Below are 16,918 nucleotides of genomic sequence, written 5' to 3'. Positions count from 1 at the left end.
TCTATTTTTTCACAAGCCAAGACAGTTAGTCTTGCGCCATTAACGCCTCAATGTCTGCAATCTCTTTTGCTAGCCCATGAGTTAAAACATACGGACCTTCAGCGCGAATAAGCACATCGTCTTCTATCCGAATACCAATGCCACGCCATTTTTCGTCTACAGATTCATTATCAGCTGACACGTACAAACCCGGCTCGATGGTTAACACCATGCCTTCTTCAAGCAAACGCGATTCGCCAGCCATTTTATAAGCGCCACAGTCATGAACATCTAAACCTAGCCAATGACCTGTATTATGCATATAAAAATCTCGATAAGCCTTGCTTTCGATCAGCAAATCCACATCGCCGCTTAATAAACCGTGAGTAACTAAGCCTTCTGTTAACGTTCGCACTGCCGCATTATGAAAGGCTTCATAAGGCGCACCAACGACAAGTTTTTTCATACCCGCATGATAAGCATCGAGCACAACTTGATACAAAGCCGCTTGAGGTTCACTGAACTTGCCATTGGCAGGAAAAGTACGAGTAATGTCTGCGGCATAACAACCGAGCTCAGCACCCGCGTCGATAAGAATCAAATCACCGTCTTCAATCGGCTCATCATTTTTAATGTAGTGTAAAACACAAGCATTACTTCCTGATGCGACAATGTTGTTATACGCAGGTTGGCGCGCGCCGGATTTCATAAAGACGTAATTCAATTCGGCTTCTAGCTGATATTCCATCATGCCAGGTCGAACTGACTTCATGGCTTGTTTATGAGCTTCTACACTGATTTGCGCAGCCGCTTCCATAATGGCAATTTCTTCTTTGTCTTTGATTAAACGCATTTCAGCAATAATAGGCCCAGCGTCAATAAACGACGTTGGTGCAACAGCTCCCGCTCTTGCACGAGCAGACAATTTCTCTCGACACTCAGCCACTTTTTCACGCAAGACACCATCATCGAACAGATAAGCTACATTCGTTGCGCCATCTAGAGCAGAAAACAAAGCGTCATCTAATCCATCAAGATCTAACGCATCCATTGCTCCGAAGCTCTGCATAGCGCCTTCTGAACCAAAACGGAAACCTTCCCATTGCTCCTTTTCAGGATCTTTCGGCAAGGTTACCAATGTCATTTCACCACCAGCACGAATAATGGCGTACGCACTTGGCTCAGGAAAACCAGTCAAATAAAAGAAGCTGCTATGAGGCCGAAACTCGTATTCACAATCATTATTGCGAGTCGACAGCTCGCCAGTTCGGATAACCACCACACTGTTTTCGGGTAAAGATTGCATCAAGTGCTCGCGGCGCGCTTGGTAAGTTTGAGTTTCAATTTTCATAAAATGCCTCACTTAATGCCAACAACTGCCAATGTAGAAATTAGTGCAATGGATTTTTCTTTGTATGATCGGCGTCTGGATTTACATCATGGTGTTCTGAATACATCATCATGGCAGACAATCTAACATATTCAACCAACTCTGTGAGATCGGCTTCATTGTCATTGTTGTCTTCCAAAGATCGCATTTCAGCTTGCATACCAGAGATATTGGCGAAATCGCGAAGAATCTGTTTTGTCTCATCCGAAAGTGTATTTTTCTGGCCAGACAAACCATAACCCGCTAGGAAACCATGTGCCCATTGGGACAAGGTAACGCCTCTTTCACAAAGCTCTGCATCGTCGTCAGAAATACTCGGCACCAATGCGTATTCGCCATTCTGAAACAAAGTAAGCGTTGCTGTGTAAAGTTCAACAATGGCCGCACGACTAGCGTCTTCTTTCCAACCTTCTATGTCGCAAAATTCAGCCACCATAGTCAGCCAGTCTTCTAACAACAAAGTCACACCAGAGGCAAGATAACCACAGAGTTGACCGTGTAGCTCAGCAGGCGATGCCGTAATAGATTCAGAAACAAAAACATCGGCGATTAAATCAAAGTCCAATGCGTCTTTTAACATTTCTGTGGACGTAGCCGTTCTGGACATAGTCTTCCTACCTAATCTTGTTCAATTCGTTATAAAAAAGAAGCCGCACCTAATGGCGCGGCTTTTCGTTTCAATCTTAACAATTAGCCTAATTGCTTCAGGCCAGACTCCAAGGTTTGTAAAATCAGAGTATTGATTGTCATTGGCCCAACGCCACCAGGAACGGGCGTGTAAGCAGCAACACGCTCTGTTAACGGAGCTAGCTCGATATCGCCAACACCACCTGGGTGATAACCAGCATCAACAACAACTGCGCCGTCTTTGATCCATTCTGCTTTAATAAATTCTGGCTTGCCCACAGCACCAACAACCACATCAGCTTGTTTGATCAAGTCAGGTAGGTTTTTAGTACGCGAGTGACAAATAGTAACGGTTGCATTCGCATTCAACATCATCATTGCCATTGGTTTACCTAAAATTGGACTACGCCCAACAACCACTGCGTGTTTGCCTTCTAGGTTTACATCGTATGCTTCAAGTAAACGCATAATCCCTGCAGGTGTTGCCGCGCCATACGCTGGCTCTTGCATCGCCATACGACCAAAGCCAAGGCAAGTAACACCATCTACGTCTTTGCGCGCTTCAATGGCATCGAAACAAAGACGCTCATCGATTTGCTCTGGCACTGGATGTTGCAACAAAATACCGTGCACATCAGGGTTAGCGTTTAACTCTTCAATTGTGTTTAGCAGCTCTTCTGTCGTAGTGGTTTCTGGTAGCTCAATCGCTCTAGAATCCATACCAACACGGCGACAAGCGTTGCCTTTCATTTTTACATAAGTGGCTGAGGCTGGATCAGCACCCACCAAAATAGTCGCTAAAATAGGCGTACAACCGGTACGTTCTTTAAGCTCGGCAACTTGAGCTTGTAAGCGGTTTTCAGTTTCTTTGGCGCAAAGTTTGCCGTCAAGAACCAATGCAGTCATGAAAGAGCTCCAATAATAATAGAGTGATATATGAGGGGCGGATATTGTACCTCAAGTTTTGATTCGATAGGCACTTTGAAGCGCAATTTGTTCTTCAAAACCACACTAAAAGCCTACAATTTTAGCTTGCAACTGGCTCCAAATAATCCACAAGAAGCTGTAAGTTACGCTGCCCACGAAATTCATTAATATCCAGTTTGTATACTAAGCGAACCTTTTCCGCCTTATCGTTTGGCCATTTAGCTAAATCAACAAAGAAGCTAATCGCATCTAAAAGAAGTCCACTGCTTGGTTCGCGCACCATGAGTTTCAGATGTTTTTCGCCGACCAAACGCTGTTGAAGCACATCAAAAACACCATCAAAAATAGGCTCTGGAAAAGCTTGTCCCCAAGGACCGGATAACCTTACCTGCTCAGCAAAGCTCAAACTGAAGTCCTCCGCAGCAAGAGGGCCATCTGTCAAAATTCGCGCTTCTAGTTGTTCTGGCGTCACCCATTCCGTGATGATGGCATCAAATGCCAAACGAAAAGCCTCATAGTGAGATTCTCGAATCGTCATTCCTGCTGCCATCGCGTGACCACCGAATTTACTCAATAATTGTGGATAACGTTTGGCCAATAAATCCAAGGCATCACGAATATGAACTCCGGCAATAGAACGAGCCGAGCCTTTTAATTCGTCTTCGCCAACTCGAGCAAACGCAATAACAGGTCGATGGCATTTCTCCTTCATTCGAGAAGCTAAAATACCAATAACACCTTGATGCCAATCTGCATCATAAAAACACATGCCATTTGGGATTTCTTGTTCATCGCCCAACAAATCTTCCAATACAAGCTCTGCTTGTTCCTTCATATCGGACTCAATGGCTTTTCGCTCACGATTAAATTGATCGAGCTGTTGCGCATACTCCCGTGCCTGATGAGGATGAACAGCAAGCAAGCACTCAATACCAATCGACATATCGTCAAGTCGCCCTGCGGCATTTAGCCTAGGGCCAACCGCAAAGCCTAAATCAGATGCTTTTAGCTGCGTATGATCTCGGTGCGCAATATCCAATAGAGCTAAAATACCTGGTCGTGCCAAGCCAGCTTGAATGCGCTTAATCCCTTGCTGCACAAGAATGCGATTATTCGCATCCAAAGGCACAACATCCGCTACGGTTCCCAAAGCCACTAAGTCCAAGTAATCGGCCATTTTAGGCTCAGGAATATGCTGTTCAGCAAACCAATTGCGTCGATTTAATTCCGCTCGCAAAGCCGACATTACATAAAAAATCACCCCAACACCCGCTAAATTTTTACTTGGAAAACCACATTTTGGATGATTAGGGTTCACGATCGCATCGGCTTCTGGCAAGTAATCACCGGGTAAGTGGTGGTCTGTCACCACGACTTTCATTCCATAGGATTTAGCAGCCAGAACACCATCAATACTGGCAATTCCGTTATCCACCGTCATTAATACAGCAGGCTCTTTTTCCTTAGCAACTTCGACAATCTCTGGGGTTAAACCGTAGCCAAATTCAAATCGATTGGGCACTAAATAATCAGGGGCAACTGCGCCCATTGCCTCTAACGCCAAAATACCAAGACTGGTACTGGTTGCACCATCGGCATCGAAATCCCCAACGATTAGAATCTTTTGACCTGCCATTATGGCATCCGCAAGAATAGAGCCCGCCGTTGTGAGATCAAATAAGGAATCTGGACGAAGTAAGTGAGGAAGACGGTAATCTAAATCCGCTTCAGACATAACACCACGAGCCATAAAGACTCGCTGCAATGTCGCGGACATATTGTTCGGAAAATGATTTTCTTCGGTAGGAAGTATCCGACGTTCAATGCGCATATAAGATCTCAGGAATCAAAAAATGAATCGAGAAAGGATACCACGAATTAGAACATCTACTTAAAAATGCTAGCCTGTACAAACTTGGTTACGGCCTGAATGCTTTGCAAGATACAATCGGCTATCAGCCAAAGTAATGGCTTCCCTTAAAGTCACAGATGACGTCGTACTTGCCACACCCACACTGAGCGTTACACTAAAAGCTTGATCCTCATAAGAGAACTCATAGTTTTCTATACGCTTACGTATCAACCCCGCTAACTCATTGGCTTCTTGAACACTACCTTCAGGCAGCGCCATTAAAAACTCTTCACCACCCCAACGCGCAGCAAAGCCGTGTTCAGGTAAGGAGGTTTGAATAATTTCTGCTATTTTTGTTAGCGCATAATCCCCTGCATCATGACCATATTGATCATTGATACGCTTAAAAAAATCCACATCTGCCAATAACAAATGAATGATTTCTTGTTCTTTAGCTTCTAAGCGCTGCAACATACCTCGACGATTTAACAGCTCAGTCAAGCTGTCAATATACGCCAATAACTTTAACTTGCCTGTCGTCTTTTTTAATTCATCGTTAAAGCGAGACATAGAGTATTCATAAATACCAGATAAGAAAATCACCACCATAAAAGAAAATAGGATTCTAGACGGCAGTGTTTCGTGATGACCAAATTCAGAGAAGTGGTTATCGGTAAAGAACATAACAATAATTAAAACTGCAGTAAAAACACCCAGTTCAATTAACCCTTGCTTCATGCCATGCAAAAACAAAGACACAGCAGGAACACAAAAAATCCATACATGCCCCGTACCGTTCATACCACCAGTATAAACGAGGTAAATCATCAAGGCATAAAGGGGATAAATAACAAAACTACCAGAAAGGGAATGATTATGGGAAAATCGAAGAAAAACATGGTTCATCGCATACAAAACCGCGATTAAAACCAAGCACAAACCTAGTGTAGTTCTACCTGTAAAAAGGGAAATAATTCCGAGTGGAAGTGTGAAGCAAATACCAACAATGGTAAAAAGGTTAATAATAAGAACTCGACGAGCGTTTTCAGAAAAAGGCTCATCTTCGACCCCGACATAAAAGAACTTTAACCAAGCCGATTTATTTTGTGTTTTTTTATTAGGCTTCGCAATTTGCTTAGCTTTATTCGATTTGTCCATAGTTCTGACCCAGAAGCTATCAAGGCTATTTAATAACCAAACTTTACACTAAAACATAAAACGACTCCCTAAATATTGTCAAATCGTTACAAATAACAACATTTAGCGTTTCTCAAAAGCCTTTTAAGCTGGATATAGACGAGACAAAAGCACAGGAACCACCGTTTCTACTTTCAAAATTCGCTCACCTAGATGCACAGACTCCATTCCCGCCTCTAACCATTTACTCACTTCGAATTCATTCCAGCCACCTTCTGGACCTAAAGCCAACACACAAGGTTCTTGAATATTGATCGGGCAAGGTTTGGCCAGATAAGGGTGCGCTAATAATCCTATTTTATTTTCTAAAAGGCTCGGCAATTGATCTTCAACAAAAGGACGAAATCTTGGTATCAAAGACCATTTTGGCATCAAGGTATCTTTCGCTTGTTCAAGCCCTTGCATAAGGCATTCATTAATAGAATCCGTTTGTAGAACAGGACTTTGCCAGTAGCTTTTCTCAACCTTGGCAGAATGGATCAAATACAGCTCCTTCACTCCCATTGCCGTAATATTCTGCAATGTACGTTTCAGCATGTTTGGTCTAGGTAATGCCATTACCAAGATTATTGGTAGTGGCTCAGGCGCAGATAAAGGTAGATTCAAGGAATGAATATAGCCTGGCTGATGACCGCTCGGTGGCTCGTATATTCCCTCACCTATTTTGCCATCCAGCACACCGACTCTTAATACATCCCCCTGCTGAGCCTTGATTACTTTAGACACATGAGTTTGCTGACGATCTGTTAACGTGTATTGATCTGTGTCTAATGTGTTTTCAGGGTCAAGCAGAATAAGGTTCATAAAAGTAGCGCTTTAAAAAGAAAAAATAGGAGGACAAACAGAAACGGCCAATCATGGATTGGCCGTTTCATTGGTTCAATAGACTTAGTTAGATTTTCTCAGCAACAAAGGCCTGAACATCACTTAAGCTATTTTCCAAAACAGAGTAAGACTCTTCACGTTCGAAAAGGTCTTTCATATGTTCAGGTAATTTTGGTGATTCACAGCCCGCTTTTTCCACTGCTTCAGGGAACTTGACCGGATGAGCGGTCGCCAAAGTGATCATAGGAACAGACTTATCTTTCCAACAATTACGCGCTGCTTCTAAACCAATTGCTGTATGTGGATCAAGCAAGTATTGCGTCGACGCAAAAACGTCAGCAATGACTTCACATGTCTTCTCATCATCCACTTTATAACTATCAAAGTTCTCTTTTACAAAAGACCAAGCGTCATCATTCAAAGAAACATCACCTTGATTAAAGCGCGCCATTAGATCGTCAATTTGAGCACCATCACGGCCATGAGCATCAAACAACAAACGTTCGAAGTTACTGGATACCATGATGTCCATACTTGGCGACAAGGTCACATTCAATGACTGACGGCTCATATCATTCTCAGCAATGACACGGTGCAATATGTCATTTTGGTTCGTAGCAACAACCAACTGATCAACAGGTAAACCCATTCGTTTTGCTAAATAGCCTGCAAAAATATCCCCGAAGTTACCAGTAGGAACAGAGAAAGACACTTCACGATGCGGAGCACCAACAGACAAAGCCGAAGAAAAGTAATAAACAACCTGAGCCATAATTCGCGCCCAGTTTATTGAGTTTACGGCACCTAATTTAGCGCCTTTCAGGAAAGACTGGTCAGCAAAGCTTGATTTCACCATGCCTTGGCAATCATCAAAGTTACCTTTCACTGCAATGTTGAAAACATTATTGTCGATTACTGTCGTCATTTGACGACGCTGCACTTCAGACACTCGCCGGTAAGGGTGCAAAATAAAGATATCTAGATGTTCTGAGTGACGGCAACCTTCAATTGCGGCAGACCCAGTATCACCCGATGTAGCACCTAAAATAACCAGCTTTTCTTTACGCTCAGCCAGAACGTAATCCATTAAACGACCAAGCAATTGCAAGGCAAAATCTTTAAACGCCAAAGTCGGGCCACGGAATAACTCAAGAATCCACTCGTTATTACCAACCTGAACCATAGGAGCAATAGAAGAGTGATTAAAGCCAGCGTAGGCTTCATCAATCATTTTCTTGAAAGCCGCTTCAGGAATGTCACCTTCAACAAAAGGCCACATCACTTTAAACGCTAACTCTTGGTAAGAAAGATTCGCCCACGAAGCGATCTCTTCTTTACTGTAATGAGGCAAGCTTTCTGGCACGTACAAACCGCCATCATTCGCCAAACCAGCCAAAAGCACGTCACCAAAAGACAATGCAGGCGCTTTACCTCGAGTAGAAATATATTTCATCTTTGATTCTCTCTTATGCCAAGTTTTCGACACGGATTCGTTGAACAGTACCTGCAACATCCGGCAAGGCTTCAATTGCCGCAATCGCAGCATTCATATTACGTTCTTTCACATCATGAGTCATAACGACAAGCGGCACTAAATCACTGCCTTCTCTCTCACGCTGAATCAGAGACTCGATGCTAATGCCATTCAAAGACAAAATTTGAGTAATATTGGCTAATACACCTGCACGATCTTGAATCGTCATATTTAGAAAGAAACCGCACTCAATCTCTTCAATCGGCAACACTTCCGTATCAGACAAAGCGTCTGCTTGGAAAGCCAAATGAGGCACTCGATTGGTTGGATCTGCAGTAAGCGTACGAGCAACATCAATCACATCAGCTACAACAGAAGAGCCTGTTGGCAAAGCACCTGCGCCTGCGCCATAGCTTAACGTTGGTCCAACAACATCACCTTGAACCATAATCGCGTTCATCACACCATTTACATTGGCAAGCAATTGCTTATGGGAAATCAAGGTTGGGTGAACACGTAACTCGATGCCGCTCTTAGTACGACGAGCAATACCGAGGTGTTTAATCGAGTAACCAAGCTGGTCTGCGAAAGCCACGTCTTCAGCTGTAATTCGGCTAATGCCTTCTGTGTAGGTTTTTTCAAATTGTAGAGGAATACCAAATGCGATAGAGGCAAGGATGGTTAGCTTATGAGCAGCATCAATCCCTTCTACGTCAAATGTAGGGTCGGCCTCAGCATAACCAAGCGCTTGTGCTTCAGCTAAAACATCGTCAAAGTCGCGCTTCTTCTCACTCATTTCTGAAAGAATAAAGTTACCAGTACCATTAATAATACCAGCCAACCAATCGATCTGATTGGCAGATAAGCCTTCACGCAAGGTTTTAATGATCGGAATACCGCCAGCAACTGCCGCTTCAAAAGCGACCATAACGCCTTTTTCTTGGGCTCTAGCAAAGATCTCATTGCCATGCTCCGCAATAAGCGCTTTATTGGCTGTTACAACATGCTTGCCATTCGCTATAGCCGTTAAAACCAAGTCTTTTGCAACCGTAGTACCGCCAATTAGTTCCAGTACAATATCAATCTCTGGATTGTTAGCAACGCCGAAAATATCACGTGTAACATTCATACCGGTGGTGTCGCACATATCATTATCACGACGAGCGCCAATTTGCTCAATCACAATGCTGCGACCAACACGTCGTGTAATTTCTTCCGCATTATTCCGAAGAATGTTAAAACTGCCAGACCCAACAGTTCCTAGCCCACAAATTCCGACTTTTACCGGTTTCAAAACAATACCCCACAGAGATGATTTAATTTTTATTTATAAGTAATTCAATTAAATGTAAAACCGACACATTATACCGAGAGAACGGCGCAAACCCAACGTACAAAAGGCTGAAGTAGGCCTATGTTTGGTGAAATATTTTGCGATAAGGCTATAACCCAAGACGTTCAACCAATTGTGCAGCAGGCAAATACCCTGGCAAAAGCGTACCATCACCTAAAATAATACTCGGTGTACCACGCACACCCACTTCATTACCCAAGTTATATTGATCTGCAACTGGATTCACACATTTATTCGCTGGGACACTTTTCCCTAGTTTTGCATCGGTAAGCCACTCTTTCGGGTCATCTGAACACCAAACACTGACCATTTTTTGATAAGACTCTGACCCAACTCCAGATCTAGGATAAGCAAGATAACGCACTGTCACACCAGACTCATTTAACTGAGCCACTTCTTTATGAAGCATACGACAGTAAACACAATCAACATCCGTAAAAACAGTAATATGCGCCCTTTCGTTAGGCGCTTTATAAACGATCATATCCGATTCAGGTATCGCTTCGACTTTTGCTAATTTGGCTTTCTCTGTTTCATTTTCCAGCAACTCACCTTCGACACGATACAAATCACCCGCAACAAAATATTTGCCGTCCTGAGTGACATGCAACACAGGCCCACCAGCCAGAGTCACAACATATAAGCCAGCGCCATTATGCAATTCGACACTTTCTATTTCATATTGAGGTAAAGCAGCTTGAATAGACGACAAAACAGTCGCCTCATCCGCAAAAGAAACACTAGACAACGAGAACATCACCGCACCCATAACAAAACGATGAGCCAGTGAACTGAAAACTTTATTCATGAAGGACCTCAAAGACAGAAACAGTCTCTATTAGGCCATATAGAAGGGCGTTAGTTCCATAAAAAAAGGCGACTTGCGTCGCCTTTTTTAGGTAGAGAATATTAACGTTTAGTTAGTTTCTCTTTAATACGTGCAGACTTACCAGAACGATCACGTAGGTAGAAGATCTTAGCTTGACGCACGTCACCGCGGCGTTTCACTTCAATGCTCTCAACTAGAGGACTGTATGTTTGGAAAGCACGCTCAACACCAACACCGCTAGAAATTTTACGAACAGTGAATGCTGAGTTAAGACCGCGATTACGCTTAGCAATTACAACACCTTCATAGGCCTGTAGACGCTCGCGTGAACCTTCTTTAACTTTAACTTGAACGACAACAGTATCACCAGCACCGAATGCTGGAACTTCTTTTGTCATCTGTTCAGCTTCTAATTGCTGAATCAGTTTAGTTTTATTGCTCATGGATGTGACTCCTAATGATATGGTTTCTTATCAGTACGAAGGTTCTTCTTTCTGATAAGCTCGCAATTCCTACTCTGCCGAGGTTGAATCTTCAGTTTCGCGAATAAACTCTTCTAACAACTTCTGCTGTTCCTTGTCCAACTCAAGTTCTTGCAGAAGGTCTGGCCGGCGCTGAAAAGTTCTTACGAGCTTTTGTTTTAAACGCCAACGTCTAATCTCCTCATGGTTGCCACTAAGTAGTACAGGCGGCACAGGCACACCATTTAATACTTCTGGGCGAGTATAATGCGGACAATCCAACAAACCATCGGCAAACGAATCTTCGTCTGCGGAGGCCTGCTTTCCTAACACTCCTGGAACCATACGAAATACAGCATCCATGAGCACCATAGCCGGCAACTCACCACCACTTAGGACAAAATCGCCAATCGACCATTCTTCATCAACCTCAGATTGAATCAAACGCTCATCAACTCCTTCATAACGACCTGCTACCAGAATAAATTCTGCTTGTTTAGCAAGCTGTTGCACGCCTTCTTGCGTTAGCGTACGCCCTTGAGGGGATAGATAAATAACTTTTGCATTGGGCACCATTTTCTTGGCACACTCAATCGCATCTTTGAGAGGCTGAACTTTCATCAGCATCCCAGGGCCACCGCCATAAGGACGATCATCTACAGTCTTATGTTTATCATGAGTAAAGTCGCGAGGATTTAAAAAATCCACTTCAACCAACCCTGATTTAATGGCTCTGCCTGTTACTCCATATTGAGTAATGGCCTGAAACATTTCCGGAAAGAGCGATATAACGCTAACCTTCACGTTGTGACCTCAGCTTATCTGTTTAAAATTCGGGATCCCAATCTACTACCATTTCCTGCTGTTCTAAATCAACGTTCAAAACATAAGTTCCTGGAGCATACGGAATCAATCGCTCTTCTCGATCAAAACTGCCTTCACACGCACGGACAACAACAACATCATTCGCACCGGTTTCCATAAGTTGAGAAACCTTCCCTAAGAGGACACCCTCTTTGGTTATAACCCTTAGACCTTCCAACTGACTCCAGTAATAATCACCTTCATCTAATGCTGGTAGATCCTTGCCATCAATGTAAATGTCCATACCACAGATTTCTTTAACTTGATCTCTGTCGGTATAACCTTTTACCGATGCCACCAAACCACGCCCTTGCAAACGCCCTTGGCTTAATTCTACGGTTTTCCACCCACTAGGAGTTTTCAACCACCAACGCGCATAATCAAAGATTCCTTGCATTGGGTCAGTGTGTGAATATAACTTCACCCACCCTTTAACACCGTAAACTGATGTAATGCGTCCAACAACAAGGGCTTGCTCAGGAGCGGCCGCTTGTTTCAATTTAGACATAGCATTACCTCAGTATTAAGCGTTTTTGCTAGCATCTTTTACAAGCTGCGCAGCACGGTCAGAAAGTTGAGCGCCTTGGCTAACCCAGTGATTTACGCGATCTAAGTCGATGCGTAGACGTTCTTCTTGACCACGAGCAATAGGGTTAAAGAAACCCAAACGCTCGATGTAACGACCATCACGTGCACGACGGCTATCAGCCACGTTCAAGTGATAGAATGGGCGCTTTTTAGAGCCACCACGAGAAAGACGAATAGTTACCATTTGATTGGCTCCTTATTGCTTAACGAAACCCTCTTGCCGAGTCGGATTTTAGACTCATACTACAAGAAGGCGGCATATTCTAGTCGATAAACTAGAAAAACAAAAGGGCGATTTGCTCGCCCTTTCAATTAAAGTAGTAGTTTTTTAAAAACCACCTGTAAAAACAGCTAATTAGCTCTACATTCTAGGGAAACCACCACCGCCTGGCATACCGCCACCCGGCATCATTCCACCTAATCCGCGCATCATTTTCTGCATTCCGCCTTTAGAGCTGAATTTCTTCATCATTTTTTGCATTTGTTTATGTTGTTTCAACAAGCGATTCAAATCTTGAATCTGCAAACCTGCACCGGCTGAAATACGCTTCTTACGAGAGCCATTTATCACATCTGGATTACGACGCTCCGCTGGTGTCATAGAATTAATCAAGGCTTCCATTTGAACGAACATTTTGTCATTCACTTTATCTTGAATATTACCCAGCTGCCCCATACCTGGAAGCTTATCCAACATAGAGCTCATTCCACCCATGTTTTTCATTTGCTGAAGCTGTTCTTTAAAGTCTTCTAAATCAAAGCCTTTACCTTTTTTAAGCTTACCAGCTAATTTTTCAGCCTTATCCTTGTCGATTTTCTGCTCAGCTTGCTCTATAAGAGAAAGCATATCGCCCATACCAAGAATACGAGAAGCTAAACGATCAGGATGAAATGGTTCCAGTGCGTCAACTTTTTCACCAACACCTAAGAACTTAATTGGCTTACCAGTGATGTGGCGCACAGATAATGCCGCACCACCACGGGCGTCACCATCCGTCTTCGTTAAAATAACCCCTGTTAGCGGCAACACATCACCAAAGGCTTTCGCTGTATTCGCTGCATCTTGACCTGTCATCGAATCGACAACAAACAAGGTCTCAATTGGGTTAACAGCTGCATGCAACTCTTTGATTTCCGCCATCATGGCGTCATCAACAGATAAACGACCTGCCGTATCAACAATCAATACATCTTTATGCGCTTTCTTAGCGTAATCGATAGCACCATTTACGATGTCGATTGGCTTTTGAGATAAATCACTCTGAATGAAGTCAACACCGACTTCACCCGCAAGCGTTTCAAGCTGTTTAATCGCAGCCGGGCGATATACATCGGCACTAACGACAGAAACAGATTTCTTTTCGCGCTCTTTTAAATATTTTGCCAACTTAGCCGCAGAAGTGGTTTTACCCGCCCCTTGTAAGCCCGCTAATAAAATAACCGCAGGACTCGCAACACGAAGATTCAGGTCATCATTTGCCTGCCCCATTACGTTTTCAAGCTCTTGCTTCACTATTTTAAGGAAGACTTGGCCAGGGCTTAGGCTTTTTGATACTTCAGTACCAATTGCTCGCTCTTTTACAGCGGCAATAAAATCTTTTACAACAGGCAACGCGACGTCAGCTTCAAGGAGCGCCATACGCACTTCACGTAAAACATCTTTTACGTTTTCTTCTGTCAGTTTGGCTCGACCTCGAATATGATCAAGCGAGGAAGTTAAGCGATTCGATAAATTGTCGAACATATTGCCCTCAAATTTGGTTCTAAATGGAAAAAACCTACGGTTTCAGTTTATCCAAGGTGAAATTGGCTCTATTATAACGGATAAATGTTTTTCACCCTATACCTTTACTCAGCGGAACCTTTAGTTTCATGATTCAATTATCGCTTTGGCTTGCCTGTCTCGCTTCTATAATTGCCGGCGCAACTTATTTCGCCCGTCCGCAAAGCCGCTTCACACAACATATTGGCGCATTAGCTCTCGCTACCCATACATTTTCTTTGATCCAACTTTTACTCAATAAAGACGGTTTTAATTTTTTAACCATCGGCCTTTTAATTGCGTTTATTGGCAATAGCCTACTTTGGTTTAGCAATCGCGATAAAGATCTCTCTCTATTATTAGGCGTTGCCTTCCCTCTTGGCGCCATCATTATTGCCCTCAATGCAATAGAACCTTGGGATTTAATGCAACTGCATAGCAATTCTTGGGGCACCAGCGCTCATATCTTAATTGCTTCTGCTGCTTATAGCTTGTTTACTGCCGCTTGCGGAGTTGGCATTTTGCTGGCAATTCAAGAATACCAACTCAAACATCACAAACTAAAACAGCTATTAAGAGTGCCCCCTCTGCAAGTTTTAGAACAGCTTATGTTTGAGTTCATTTGGGCCGCTTTTGTATTGTTAACCATAACAATAGCGACAGGTTTTTATTTCATCGAAGACATGTTTGCTCAACACCTTGCTCATAAAACCTTCTTCACCATTATGTCTTGGTTTGTTTTTGCAGGACTTTTGTTAGGTAGGCACATTGTAGGGTGGCGCGGACAACTAGCCGTAAAACTTACGCTAAGTGGCTTTTTTCTGTTAATGCTTGGCTACTTCGGTAGTCGTATTGCATTGCAAATTTTGCTTCATTAATCACAATTAGATCAAAGTAGTTTGACAGTCAGATCTTAAGAACTAATAATCCATTTATCTAAATAATTGAGGCGATCCCTTTTTGAACGAAGTACCCTTAGGTATTCTTGGTGGAATACTTTTCTGTCTTATCTTACTTTCCGCTTTCTTTTCGAGCTCTGAAACAGGAATGCTGTCGATTAACAAATATCGCCTGAAGCATCTTGTCAAAAGCAAGAACCGATCTGCAATCAAGGTAAACACCCTTCTTGAACGCCCTGATAGACTTATTGGCGTTATTTTAATTGGTAACAACTTTGTCAACATTCTAGCTTCCGCAATAGCAACCATTATTGCTGTTCGCTTATGGGGCGATGCCGGTGTAGCAATAGCCACAGCGGCACTTACTATGATCGTATTGATTTTTGCCGAAGTTACGCCGAAAACATTAGCCGCTATCCACCCAGAAAAAATTGCTTTCCCAGCCTCTTGGGTGCTCGCTATTTTATTAAAAGCACTCTACCCACTTGTATGGTTAGTTAATGGCTTATCTAATGGTCTGTTACGCTTAATTGGCGTTCACGCCTCTCAAAACAAACAAGACACATTGGATTCCGAAGAATTAAGAACAGTTGTAAACGAAGCCAGTGGACTGATTCCTGCAGCCCACCAAGAAATGTTAATTTCCATTCTTGACCTGGAAAAAGTTTCTGTTGAAGACATTATGATTCCTCGAAACGAAGTTGTCGGCATAGACATTGAAGACTCAATCGAAGAGATCATCGAACAAATTTGCCAAAGCAGACACACCCGAATGCCTGTCTACAACGGCGAGATCAATAAAATCATTGGTATTCTTCACGCACGACACGCTGCAATGTTCTTGCGCGACCCTACACCATCCAAAGCCGCATTATTAAAGGCAACACTTGAACCGTATTTCATCCCTGAAAGCACTTCTCTAAACACAGTGCTTCTCAACTTCCAAAAAGACCATCAACAAATGGGCGTAGTGGTGGATGAGTATGGTGATGTCCAAGGTATTGCCGCTCTAGAAGACGTACTAGAAGAAATCGTTGGCGAATTCACCCCACCGACTCAGGATGAAGAAGAGGAGATACAAACACTAGATGATGGCTCCTTCCGAATAGAAGGCTCCACTCACATCCGCGAGATCAACAAAACACTCGATTGGCACCTGCCTACTGATGGACCCAAAACACTAAACGGCCTAATCATAGAAACATTGGAATTCATCCCAGAACACCCTATCAGTTTATGGGTTGGCCACTATATGATTGAAATCCAAGAGATCGAAGACAAAATTGTGAAATACGCTAAGCTCCAACTAAAGCGATAAGGAAACATAATGAGATTTTGTTCCCAGTGCGGCCACTCAGTCAACATGGCGATACCGGCCGGAGACAACCGAATGCGGGCAATGTGCCCAAGTTGCGGGAACATAGATTATGACAACCCAAACCTTATTACAGGCACCATTCCTCTTTATGAGGGAAAAGTTCTGTTGTGTCGACGCAATATTGAGCCTCGCCTAGGGTTTTGGACTTTACCAGCTGGTTTCATGGAAAACCAAGAAACCACCAGCGAAGGCGCACTAAGAGAAACCCTAGAAGAAAGCGGCTCAGTCGCTAAATGCTTACAACTTTTTAGCATGATAAGCATCCCTCATATCAATCAGATTCACCTGTTCTATTTAGCCGAATTAGAAAAAGACGACTTCCATCCGACAGAAGAAAGCTCGGAAGTAGCACTGTTTGAATTAAAAGACATCCCTTGGAATGAGCTTGCGTTTAGCAGCGTTAGCAAAACATTAAAGCTCTTTATTCAAGACCATGAAGCTGGGCACTATGGTTTTCATGACGACGTCATTCTAGTCGATCAGCTTTGTTCAAAATAAAAAGCAAACACCCC

17 protein-coding genes are annotated in these 16,918 nt (G+C 43.2%); 3 read left to right on the top strand and 14 right to left on the bottom strand.

The window, feature by feature from the left end; translation table 11 throughout:
• Nucleotides 1-25: 25 nt before the first annotated feature.
• From ACMUMQ_RS07675 to ffh, 14 genes are all read right to left on the bottom strand, one after another.
• Nucleotides 26-1,330 carry an aminopeptidase P N-terminal domain-containing protein gene (locus tag ACMUMQ_RS07675; protein WP_414681403.1) on the bottom strand — a complete coding sequence of 435 codons (1,305 nt, stop codon included), beginning with the start codon at nt 1,328-1,330 and terminating at the stop codon, nt 26-28.
• Between the two features lie 40 nt (nt 1,331-1,370).
• Complete coding sequence (locus ACMUMQ_RS07670) at nt 1,371-1,976, bottom strand: UPF0149 family protein (RefSeq protein ID WP_317005053.1); 606 nt, start codon at nt 1,974-1,976, stop codon at nt 1,371-1,373.
• 83 nt (nt 1,977-2,059) lie between these two features.
• Nucleotides 2,060-2,902, bottom strand: coding sequence for a bifunctional methylenetetrahydrofolate dehydrogenase/methenyltetrahydrofolate cyclohydrolase FolD (folD, locus tag ACMUMQ_RS07665; RefSeq protein ID WP_414681402.1), 843 nt, complete (start codon nt 2,900-2,902; stop codon nt 2,060-2,062).
• Between the two features lie 121 nt (nt 2,903-3,023).
• Entirely contained in the window at nt 3,024-4,754 is a 1,731-nt protein-coding gene (recJ, locus tag ACMUMQ_RS07660; RefSeq protein WP_414681401.1) for a single-stranded-DNA-specific exonuclease RecJ, read from the bottom strand.
• A 69-nt stretch (nt 4,755-4,823) separates the two neighbouring features.
• Nucleotides 4,824-5,933 carry a GGDEF domain-containing protein gene (locus ACMUMQ_RS07655; protein ID WP_414681400.1) on the bottom strand — a complete coding sequence of 370 codons (1,110 nt, stop codon included), beginning with the start codon at nt 5,931-5,933 and terminating at the stop codon, nt 4,824-4,826.
• 123 nt (nt 5,934-6,056) lie between these two features.
• Nucleotides 6,057-6,776, bottom strand: coding sequence for a 16S rRNA (uracil(1498)-N(3))-methyltransferase (locus ACMUMQ_RS07650; protein ID WP_414681399.1), 720 nt, complete (start codon nt 6,774-6,776; stop codon nt 6,057-6,059).
• 88 nt (nt 6,777-6,864) lie between these two features.
• The gene (thrC, locus tag ACMUMQ_RS07645; protein ID WP_414681398.1) at nt 6,865-8,250 is read right to left on the bottom strand and encodes a threonine synthase; all 1,386 of its coding nucleotides are present in this window, start codon (nt 8,248-8,250) and stop codon (nt 6,865-6,867) included.
• Nucleotides 8,251-8,263: 13 nt separating this feature from the next.
• Complete coding sequence (locus ACMUMQ_RS07640; RefSeq protein WP_414681397.1) at nt 8,264-9,565, bottom strand: homoserine dehydrogenase; 1,302 nt, start codon at nt 9,563-9,565, stop codon at nt 8,264-8,266.
• Between the two features lie 148 nt (nt 9,566-9,713).
• Nucleotides 9,714-10,433, bottom strand: a complete 720-nt coding sequence (locus tag ACMUMQ_RS07635; protein ID WP_414681396.1) for a thioredoxin fold domain-containing protein — start codon at nt 10,431-10,433, stop codon at nt 9,714-9,716.
• 101 nt (nt 10,434-10,534) lie between these two features.
• Nucleotides 10,535-10,897, bottom strand: a complete 363-nt coding sequence (gene rplS / locus ACMUMQ_RS07630) for a 50S ribosomal protein L19 (RefSeq protein WP_414681395.1) — start codon at nt 10,895-10,897, stop codon at nt 10,535-10,537.
• 69 nt (nt 10,898-10,966) lie between these two features.
• Complete coding sequence (trmD, locus tag ACMUMQ_RS07625; protein WP_414681394.1) at nt 10,967-11,719, bottom strand: tRNA (guanosine(37)-N1)-methyltransferase TrmD; 753 nt, start codon at nt 11,717-11,719, stop codon at nt 10,967-10,969.
• 22 nt (nt 11,720-11,741) lie between these two features.
• The gene (gene rimM, locus ACMUMQ_RS07620) at nt 11,742-12,287 is read right to left on the bottom strand and encodes a ribosome maturation factor RimM (protein WP_414681393.1); all 546 of its coding nucleotides are present in this window, start codon (nt 12,285-12,287) and stop codon (nt 11,742-11,744) included.
• Nucleotides 12,288-12,302: 15 nt separating this feature from the next.
• The gene (rpsP, locus tag ACMUMQ_RS07615; RefSeq protein WP_191595974.1) at nt 12,303-12,551 is read right to left on the bottom strand and encodes a 30S ribosomal protein S16; all 249 of its coding nucleotides are present in this window, start codon (nt 12,549-12,551) and stop codon (nt 12,303-12,305) included.
• A gap of 177 nt (nt 12,552-12,728) precedes the next feature.
• Nucleotides 12,729-14,111, bottom strand: a complete 1,383-nt coding sequence (gene ffh / locus ACMUMQ_RS07610; protein WP_414681392.1) for a signal recognition particle protein — start codon at nt 14,109-14,111, stop codon at nt 12,729-12,731.
• A gap of 128 nt (nt 14,112-14,239) precedes the next feature.
• On the opposite strand from ffh, the gene ACMUMQ_RS07605 reads away from it, so the two are divergent.
• From ACMUMQ_RS07605 to ACMUMQ_RS07595, 3 genes are all read left to right on the top strand, one after another.
• Nucleotides 14,240-15,007, top strand: a complete 768-nt coding sequence (locus ACMUMQ_RS07605; RefSeq protein ID WP_414681391.1) for a cytochrome C assembly family protein — start codon at nt 14,240-14,242, stop codon at nt 15,005-15,007.
• 82 nt (nt 15,008-15,089) lie between these two features.
• Nucleotides 15,090-16,346 (top strand): HlyC/CorC family transporter, encoded by a 1,257-nt coding sequence (locus ACMUMQ_RS07600; protein WP_414681390.1) that lies wholly within the window; start codon nt 15,090-15,092, stop codon nt 16,344-16,346.
• Between the two features lie 9 nt (nt 16,347-16,355).
• Nucleotides 16,356-16,904 carry an NUDIX hydrolase gene (locus ACMUMQ_RS07595; RefSeq protein ID WP_414681389.1) on the top strand — a complete coding sequence of 183 codons (549 nt, stop codon included), beginning with the start codon at nt 16,356-16,358 and terminating at the stop codon, nt 16,902-16,904.
• The last annotated feature ends 14 nt before the right edge of the window (nt 16,905-16,918 follow it).

Origin of the sequence: Marinomonas algae (assembly GCF_047525555.1) — a bacterium.
Taxonomy (GTDB): Bacteria; Pseudomonadota; Gammaproteobacteria; order Pseudomonadales; family Marinomonadaceae; genus Marinomonas.
This window is presented reverse-complemented; position numbering and strand designations above follow the sequence as displayed.

Bases quoted from the DNA above. Each gene is read 5' to 3' on its own strand.
- ACMUMQ_RS07675 (WP_414681403.1), bottom strand. From the start codon at position 1,330: ATGAAAATTGAAACTCAAACTTACCAAGCGCGCCGCGAGCACTTGATG.
- ACMUMQ_RS07670 (WP_317005053.1), bottom strand. From the start codon at position 1,976: ATGTCCAGAACGGCTACGTCCACAGAAATGTTAAAAGACGCATTGGAC.
- folD (WP_414681402.1), bottom strand. From the start codon at position 2,902: ATGACTGCATTGGTTCTTGACGGCAAACTTTGCGCCAAAGAAACTGAA.
- recJ (WP_414681401.1), bottom strand. From the start codon at position 4,754: ATGCGCATTGAACGTCGGATACTTCCTACCGAAGAAAATCATTTTCCG.
- ACMUMQ_RS07655 (WP_414681400.1), bottom strand. From the start codon at position 5,933: ATGGACAAATCGAATAAAGCTAAGCAAATTGCGAAGCCTAATAAAAAA.
- ACMUMQ_RS07650 (WP_414681399.1), bottom strand. From the start codon at position 6,776: ATGAACCTTATTCTGCTTGACCCTGAAAACACATTAGACACAGATCAA.
- thrC (WP_414681398.1), bottom strand. From the start codon at position 8,250: ATGAAATATATTTCTACTCGAGGTAAAGCGCCTGCATTGTCTTTTGGT.
- ACMUMQ_RS07635 (WP_414681396.1), bottom strand. From the start codon at position 10,433: ATGAATAAAGTTTTCAGTTCACTGGCTCATCGTTTTGTTATGGGTGCG.
- rplS (WP_414681395.1), bottom strand. From the start codon at position 10,897: ATGAGCAATAAAACTAAACTGATTCAGCAATTAGAAGCTGAACAGATG.
- rimM (WP_414681393.1), bottom strand. From the start codon at position 12,287: ATGTCTAAATTGAAACAAGCGGCCGCTCCTGAGCAAGCCCTTGTTGTT.
- rpsP (WP_191595974.1), bottom strand. From the start codon at position 12,551: ATGGTAACTATTCGTCTTTCTCGTGGTGGCTCTAAAAAGCGCCCATTC.
- ffh (WP_414681392.1), bottom strand. From the start codon at position 14,111: ATGTTCGACAATTTATCGAATCGCTTAACTTCCTCGCTTGATCATATT.
- ACMUMQ_RS07605 (WP_414681391.1), top strand. From the start codon at position 14,240: ATGATTCAATTATCGCTTTGGCTTGCCTGTCTCGCTTCTATAATTGCC.
- ACMUMQ_RS07595 (WP_414681389.1), top strand. From the start codon at position 16,356: ATGAGATTTTGTTCCCAGTGCGGCCACTCAGTCAACATGGCGATACCG.